Annotated in this window: 7 protein-coding genes and 1 tRNA gene; 7 read left to right on the top strand and 1 reads right to left on the bottom strand. The window is 70.9% G+C overall.

What is annotated here, in order from left to right; genetic code table 11:
* Positions 1-155: 155 nt before the first annotated feature.
* A tRNA-Val gene (locus J1M64_RS01050) sits at positions 156-227 on the top strand.
* A 427-nt stretch (positions 228-654) separates the two neighbouring features.
* Here the strand turns inward: J1M64_RS01050 and J1M64_RS01045 are convergent.
* The gene (locus J1M64_RS01045) at positions 655-1,314 is read right to left on the bottom strand and encodes a DsbA family protein (RefSeq protein ID WP_206472212.1); all 660 of its coding nucleotides are present in this window, start codon (positions 1,312-1,314) and stop codon (positions 655-657) included.
* A gap of 142 nt (positions 1,315-1,456) precedes the next feature.
* Here J1M64_RS01045 and thrS point away from each other — a divergent pair, with 142 nt between their 5' ends.
* Genes thrS through J1M64_RS01015 form a run of 6 tightly spaced genes read left to right on the top strand, consistent with a single transcriptional unit; the run spans position 1,457 to position 7,429 of the window.
* A complete protein-coding gene (thrS, locus tag J1M64_RS01040) occupies positions 1,457-3,556 on the top strand; it encodes a threonine--tRNA ligase (RefSeq protein ID WP_374210670.1) in 2,100 nt (699 codons plus the stop codon).
* Positions 3,553-4,155 (top strand): HIT domain-containing protein, encoded by a 603-nt coding sequence (locus J1M64_RS01035; RefSeq protein ID WP_206472211.1) that lies wholly within the window; start codon positions 3,553-3,555, stop codon positions 4,153-4,155. Before thrS ends, J1M64_RS01035 begins: the two co-directional genes overlap by 4 nt.
* A gap of 12 nt (positions 4,156-4,167) precedes the next feature.
* A complete protein-coding gene (gene pgsA / locus J1M64_RS01030; RefSeq protein WP_154827577.1) occupies positions 4,168-4,812 on the top strand; it encodes a phosphatidylinositol phosphate synthase in 645 nt (214 codons plus the stop codon).
* Positions 4,809-5,717: a phosphatidylinositol mannoside acyltransferase gene (locus J1M64_RS01025; protein WP_154827575.1), complete on the top strand. Its 909-nt coding sequence runs from the start codon at positions 4,809-4,811 to the stop codon at positions 5,715-5,717. The genes pgsA and J1M64_RS01025 overlap by 4 nt, the downstream gene beginning before the upstream one ends.
* A gap of 7 nt (positions 5,718-5,724) precedes the next feature.
* Positions 5,725-6,840, top strand: coding sequence for a glycosyltransferase family 4 protein (locus J1M64_RS01020; protein WP_206472619.1), 1,116 nt, complete (start codon positions 5,725-5,727; stop codon positions 6,838-6,840).
* On the top strand, positions 6,830-7,429 hold the full coding sequence (locus tag J1M64_RS01015; protein WP_206472210.1) for an NUDIX hydrolase: 600 nt from the start codon (positions 6,830-6,832) through the stop codon (positions 7,427-7,429). Before J1M64_RS01020 ends, J1M64_RS01015 begins: the two co-directional genes overlap by 11 nt.
* Positions 7,430-7,449 lie beyond the last annotated feature (20 nt).

The raw sequence follows: 7,449 nt of genomic DNA, 5'->3' as shown, positions 1-7,449 counted from the left end.
CCTCAGGGCCCGCCCTCCGGCACCCACACCGCCCGCCGGACCGCGTCCCGGATACCCCGTCTGCGATCCGCCCACCCCTCGGGGGGCCGAATTGGGGCACGGCCCGGGTCTTGATACAGTGTTCCGGTGCCGAGGCGAGACCGCCCGGAACGCGAGGTCCTATAGCTCAGCGGAAGAGCGCTCCGTTCACACCGGAGAGGTCACTGGTTCGAACCCAGTTAGGACCACCCTTGAAGCGGGCGAGAGCCCACGACGACCCCCGGACTCCATCACGGAGACCGGGGGTCGTCCGCATTTCAGCCGTTCGGGACCGTGCTGGCAGCGCCACGACGCGGCGGCGCATTCACCGCGCCTGCCTCTACATATGTCAAACGATGGTGCGCCTGAATTGATCGAGTGATCGAGATCTCAACGTTTGTCAAGGGTATGAAACAACTGAGGACCTCTGCCGTCACGCATCTGCAACACAACCTCTGGCTCGGGCCTCGTGGCCCTCGCCGGTTTCGGCGCGGCGGCGCTGGCGATGTGACATGACATAGCGGCGTACAGCGCGACCGGGCGCCCGATCCGCGGACAGCGGGTCGGGCGCCCGGTGGTGTGTACGGGCTCGGTGGTGTGTACGGGCTCGGTGGCGTGTACGGACTCGGCGGGGACTCAGACCTCCGCAGCCACCGCCTGCTCCAGTGCGTCATCGAACACCTCGACCGGCTGGGCCCCGCTGACGGCGAGTCGGTCGTCGAACATGAAGAACGGCACCCCGCGGACCCCGAGACCGCGGGCCGTCTCGACGTCGCGGTGCACCCGGTCGGCGTACGCGTCCCCCCGGACCACCCGGTCGACCTCCTCTGCGGGTAACCCGGCCCCGACCCCGATCTCATGCAGCACCGCCGGGTCCGAGATCGCCCGTCCCTCGGTGAAGTGGGCGCGTCGCAGGGCCTCGTCCACCGCGTCCGCCCGTCCGTGCTCGGCGGCCAGGGCGGCCAGGCGGTGGGCGTCGAAGGTCGAACAGATGCGCGCGGACCGCCAGTCGAAGTCCAGACCGAGTTCGGTGAACCGGGCGGCCATCTGCTCCTGCCCGGCCTCCGCGTCGGTGAGCGACATCCCGTACTTGCGCGAGAGCATCTGTGCACTCGTCTCGGTCGGCTCGTCGCCGACGACGCGGGGAGCGGAGGGGTCGAGTTCGTAGGCCCGCCACACCACCTCGACCGTGGTCTCGGGGTGTCGTTCACGGAACGTCTCCAGTGCCGCCTCGAGGTGCCGCTTGCCGATCCAGCAGAACGGACAGACGACGTCGGACCAGATGTCGATGCGCATGCCGGGTGCAACGTCGCGCCGCGGTCCGGGATTCCGTCAGGGCCCCGGGTAGCATGGACCGGCCCGGTCCCTGTCGTGGACCGGTGTCAGCCCGGGTGGCCCACCGGCACCCGACGTCCACTGCCCGAGGAGATCTCCCCCCGTGTCCGAGAACCGCATTCCGGAAACCGATGTCGACGCGACGGGTGCGGCCCCTGTGACGACCGTCGTCCCGGCCGGTGAGCCCGCGGGCAAGATCCTCGCCGAGCGGGAGCTGCAGTCGCGCAGCGGCCCGGAGACGATCGTCGTGGTGCGGGATCCGGAGGGGGCCCTCCGGGACCTGTCCTGGGCGCCCGCCGAGGACACCGAGGTCGAGCTGGTCCGCGCCGATTCGGAGGACGGGCGGTCGGTGATCCGGCATTCGTGCGCACACGTGCTCGCACAGGCGGTGCAGGACAAGTTCCCCGAGGCCAAGCTGGGGATCGGTCCGCCGATCGAGAACGGCTTCTACTACGACTTCGACGTGGCCGAGCCCTTCACGCCCGAGGACCTCAAGGACCTCGAGAAGCGGATGAAGAAGATCATCAAGGCCGGCCAGCGCTTCTCGCGGCGGGAGTACGCCTCGCTCGACGAGGCGCGCACCGAGCTGGCGGGCGAGCCGTACAAGCTCGAGCTGGTCGAGGACAAGGGCCGGGCGGACGCCGGTGACGCCGACGGCGCGGTGGCGCTCGAGGACTCCGAGATCATGGAGGTCGGCGCGGGTGCGCTGACCGCCTACGACAACCTCAACCCCCGCACGGGCGAGGTCATCTGGTCGGATCTGTGCCGCGGCCCGCACACGCCCACCACCAAGTTCATCCCCGCGTTCACACTCACGCGCTCGTCCGCCGCCTACTGGCGGGGCGATCAGAACAACGCCGGTCTCCAGCGGATCTACGGCACGGCCTGGGAGAGCACCGAGGCCATGGACGCCTACCTCGACCGTCTGGCCGAGGCGGAGAAGCGGGATCACCGTCGGCTCGGGACCGAGCTGGACCTGTTCAGCTTCCCCGACGAGATCGGGTCCGGGTTCCCGGTGTTCCATCCCCGCGGCGGGATCATCCGCAACGAGATGGAGCAGCACTCCCTCAGGCGCCACCTGTCCGCCGGGTACTCACTCGTCAACACCCCGCACGTGACCAAGGGCGACCTGTTCCGCAAGTCCCAGCACTTGAGCTGGTACTCGGAGGGGATGTTCCCCCCCATGGTCCTGGACGCGGAGTACGACGCGGACGGCAAGGAGACCAAGCCGGGGCAGGACTACTACGTCAAGCCGATGAACTGCCCCATGCACAACCTCGTCTTCGACTCCCGCGGCCGCTCGTACCGCGAGCTCCCGCTGCGGATGTTCGAGTTCGGCACCGTGTACCGGTACGAGAAGTCCGGGGTGATCCACGGCCTCACCCGCGCCCGCGGCTTCACCCAGGACGACGCGCACATCTACTGCACCGAGGAGCAGATGGAGGGCGAGATCGCCTCCGTGCTCTCCTTCATCATCTCGCTCCTGCGCGACTACGGCCTCGAGGACTTCTACCTCGAGCTGTCGACCAAGGATCCGGAGAAGTACGTCGGCGGCGACGAGATCTGGGAGCGCGCGACCGACACGCTGCGTCGGGTGGCCACGAACTCCGGCCTCGAGCTGGTCCCGGACCCGGGCGGGGCCGCCTTCTACGGCCCCAAGATCTCGGTCCAGGCACGCGACGCCATCGGGCGGACGTGGCAGATGTCGACGGTCCAGCTGGACTTCAACCTGCCCGAGCTGTTCGACCTGACCTACAACGCCGCGGACGGCACCAAGAAGCGGCCGGTCATGATCCACCGCGCGCTCTTCGGCTCGATCGAGCGGTTCTTCGCCGTGCTGCTCGAGCACTACGCCGGGTTGTTCCCGGCGTGGCTGGCGCCCGTGCAGGTGGTGGGCATCCCCGTGGCGGAGGCGCACGAGAAGCATCTCGAGGACGTGATCGACGAGCTCCGGGGGCGCGGTATCCGCGCCGAGCTCGACGTCTCCGACGAGCGGATGCAGAAGAAGATCCGCAACCACACCACCGGCAAGGTCCCGTTCATGCTCCTGGCCGGTGACCGCGACGTCGAGGCGGGTGCGGTGAGCTTCCGGTTCCCGGACGGGACGCAGCTCAACGGGGTCTCGCGGAACGCCGCGATGGACAAGATCTCGTACTGGATCAACTCCCGACGCAACGACGTGCCGACCGCGGAGCGCGTGTGACGCCCGGAGATCCGTCCTCCACGGGCGCCTACCGCCAGTTCGGGGTGGGGGAGGACCACCTGCAGTTGCTGTGGGCGCCCTACCGGATGTCGTACATCGCCGAGACGCGTCCCGAACCCGCGGAGGGGATGACGGGGGAGCCGTTCCTCGACATCCCGAGGATGAGCGACGAGGACGGGCTGGTGGTCGCCCGGGGCGAGCACGTCTACGTCGTGCTCAACCTGTTCCCCTACAACCCGGGTCACTCGATGGTGGTTCCGTACCGCAAGGTGGCGGACCTGGAGGACCTCGACGACGACGAGTCCCGCGAACTCATGTCGTACACGCAGCACCTGATCCGGGTCATCAAGGCGGTCTCGAACCCGGACTCGTTCAACGTGGGACTCAATCTGGGTGGCGCGGCCGGCGGGTCCCTGTCCGAGCATCTGCACCAACACGTCGTGCCACGCTGGATCGGTGACGCGAACTTCATTACCGTGACCGGCGGAACCAAGGTGCTGCCGCAGCTCCTCCGTCAGACGCGGCAGCTGCTCTCGGAGGCGTGGTCCACCACGATGTCACCAGGCGATGTGTCCGGACCAGACCGCACCTCGAAGTAGGCAGGGAGTCGAATGCTCAGCGAGTACGGAAGGTCGGGGGTCGCCAGGGTGGCCCACCCCCTGGCGGCGTTCCTCGTCCGCAGCGGCGTCACCGCCAACGGGATCACCCTCGCCGGCCTCCTGCTGACCTGCGCCGCGGCGATCACCCTGTTCGGACCCGGTCACCTGGTGGCCGGCGCGATCGTCATCGCACTGTGCACCCTGTTCGATCTGGTGGACGGGGCGGTCGCCCGCGCGAGCGGGGGCGGGTCACCGTACGGAGCCCTGGTCGACGCGGTCTCCGACCGGGTCGCGGACGGCGTGATCCTGGCGTCGCTGTTGTGGTGGCTGGTCTACACCGAGCCCGACAACCGGTACGCGCTGGTCATGCTCCTGTCCTGCCTGATCCTGTCCCAGGTGGTGTCCTACTCCAAGGCCCGCGCCGACGCGGGCGGACTCCGCACACCGGGCGGGCTCATGGAGCGCGCCGATCGCCTGGTCCTCATCCTGCTCGGCGCCGGCCTCGAGGGGCTGGGGGTGCCGTGGGCACTCGAGGTCGGGCTGACCGCCGTCGCGGCGGGCAGTTTCGTCACGGTGATCCAACGGGTGTGGGGCGGACGCACCGACTACCTCGAACGCGTGGCGCGTAGCGACGCCCCCGCGGTGGGAGACCGATGAGCGCCCTCGGCGATCGCCTTTCCGATCTCGGGTACGCCGCCGGATGGGCCGTGGTGCGCGCCCTTCCAGAGCCGACCGCGCGCGCCCTCTTCCGTGCGGGCGCCGATCTCGCGGCCCGCCGACAGGGTCCGGACTCGCAGCTGCGCAGGAACCTGGCCCGCGTCCTCGGGGTCACCCCGGCCGAGGTCCCCGACGACCTGATCAGGGAGTCCTTCCGCTCCTATGCCCGCTACTGGCGCGAGGCCTTCCGTCTCCCCTCGATGGACCGCGAGGCCGTGGCCCGCGAGATGGACCGGACGATCGCCGGGGTCGAGAACCTCGACGCGGCGCTCGAGCAGGGGCGCGGGGTGGTCGTCGCGCTGCCGCACTCGGCCAACTGGGATCTGGGCGGCACCTGGCTGGCGCGACGCTACGGCGGGTTCGCCACCGTCGCGGAGAGGCTCGAGCCGGAATCGCTGTACCAGCGCTTCCTGGACTTCCGCGAGGGCCTGGGCTTCACCATCTACCCGCACACGGGCGGACCCACCCCGCCGCTGGACGCGCTGCGCGAGTACCTCGCAGGGGGCGGGATCGTCTGTCTGCCGGGGGAGCGGGACCTCCGCCGGACCGGGGTGCCCGTGACGTTCTTCGGCGAACAGACGCGCATGCCCGCGGGGGCGGCCCGCCTCGCCGTGGAGACCGGCGCGCCTCTGCTCGTCGCCCAGTTCTGGTACGCCGACGAGGAGACGATGCGGGTCCGCATCACCCCGCCCATCGATGTCTCAGGTGGTATCGAACCGGCGGTCCAGGCGATGGCCGACCTCTTCGCCGAGGGGATCGCCCGGCACCCCGCGGACTGGCACATGCTCCAGCCACTCTGGCTGGACGACCTGCCGGCCGAGCGGCGTGCGCGGATCGAGCGCTGACCCCGCCGTGCGCATCGGCATGATCTGTCCGTACTCCTTCGACGCCCCGGGCGGGGTGCAGGCCCACGTCGTGGACCTGACCGAGGAACTGCGGCGCCGCGGACACACGGTCCGGGTACTGGCACCGGGCAGTCCCGGCAGTGCGCCGGTCTCCGGGATGACCCTGACCGGGCCGGGCGTCCCGATCCCCTACAACGGGTCCGTGGCCCGGCTCAGCTTCGGCCCCGCCACCTGGCGGGCCACCCGCCACTGGCTCCGCGAGCAACCGCTGGACGTCCTGCACATCCACGAGCCCAACGCCCCGGGCGTCGGCATGTTCGCCCTGGCGATGTCCTCCGGGCCCATCACGGCCACGTTCCACACCTCCACCACGGGGTCGATGATCCTCGGCGCCGCCGACGGGGTCCTGGCCCCGCTGCTCGAGAAGATCCGCGGTCGGATCGCGGTGTCGACCCTGGCGCGCCGCTGGCAGATGGAGGCCCTGGGCTCCGACGCCGTCGAGATCCCCAACGGGGTCGACGTGTCCTCGTTCACCGACGTCGACACCTCCGCCGAGCCGACCGACGCACCGACCGTGGCGTTCCTCGGCCGCTACGACGAACCCCGCAAGGGGATGGGGGTACTCGCCGCGGCGCTCCCCGCCGTCCTGCGGGACGTGCCGGACCTGCGGCTCAGGGTCATGGGCGACGGCGACGAGCGGGCACTGCGCGCCACCCTCCCGGCCGGGTTGGACGTGGAGTTCCTCGGCCGGGTCGACGACACCCGCAAGGCCGCGGTGCTGGCCGCCGCGGACGTCTACTGCGCACCCAACACGGGAGGGGAGAGCTTCGGCATCGTCCTCGTGGAGGCCATGGCCGCCGGGACCGCCGTGGTGGCCGCCGACCTCGACGCGTTCCGCCGGGTCCTCCGGGACGGCGAGTGCGGGGAACTCGCCACGGTCGGCGACGCCGACGCCCTCGCCGCCGCACTCACGAGGGTCCTCACCGACCCCGGGCTCCGCGCCGACCTCCGCACCCGCGGTCTCCAGGCGGTCCGGGAGTACGACTGGCCCGTCGTCGCCGACCGGGTCGTGCGTGTGTACGAGACCATCCGCGGCCCGGGGGAGACGCTCCGTGTCCGTTGAACTGATCGTCCTCGTCGTCGTCGTCCTCGTCGCCGCGCTCGCGGCGTTGTTCACCGCGTACCTCACCGCTCACCGCCTGGACCGGCTCCACATCCGCACCGACCTGGCCCGCGCCGCCCTGACCGGGGCCCTGGAGCGACGCCACACGGTCGCCGCCGCCGTCGCCAGCGACCTCTCGGCGCGGGACCCGGCGGGCGCGGACCGCCTGGTGCGGGCGCTCGCGCACGCCCGCGCCCACCCCCCGGGGGCGATCGCCGGGCCGGACCCCGCGCCGCACCCCGACCACCGACGCCGTCGCGACGACGGCAGCGCGCCTGACGACGCCCCCGAGCCCGACGCCGAGGTCGCGGAGAACACCCTCGGCGTGGTCCTGTCCGGGGTCGACACGGACGCCCTGCCCGTCGATCTCGCCGCCGAACTGGAGGACGCCTCGGATCGCGTGTCCATGGCCCGGCGCTTCTACAACGACGCCGTCCGCGACACCCGCAGTCTGCGGGAACAGGCCCCGGTCCGCCTCCTGCGACTGGCCGGCCGGGCCCCGATGCCCGGGTACGTCGAACTCGTCGACGCACCGCCACCGCAGGCCTGACCAACCCCGGTGGGGCGGCG

It is taken from the genome of Dietzia sp. KRD202, assembly GCF_017168155.1.
Classification (GTDB): Bacteria; Actinomycetota; Actinomycetes; order Mycobacteriales; family Mycobacteriaceae; genus Dietzia; species Dietzia kunjamensis.
This window is presented reverse-complemented; position numbering and strand designations above follow the sequence as displayed.

Bases quoted from the DNA above. Each gene is read 5' to 3' on its own strand.
- J1M64_RS01045 (WP_206472212.1), bottom strand. From the start codon at position 1,314: ATGCGCATCGACATCTGGTCCGACGTCGTCTGTCCGTTCTGCTGGATC.
- pgsA (WP_154827577.1), top strand. From the start codon at position 4,168: ATGCTCAGCGAGTACGGAAGGTCGGGGGTCGCCAGGGTGGCCCACCCC.
- J1M64_RS01025 (WP_154827575.1), top strand. From the start codon at position 4,809: ATGAGCGCCCTCGGCGATCGCCTTTCCGATCTCGGGTACGCCGCCGGA.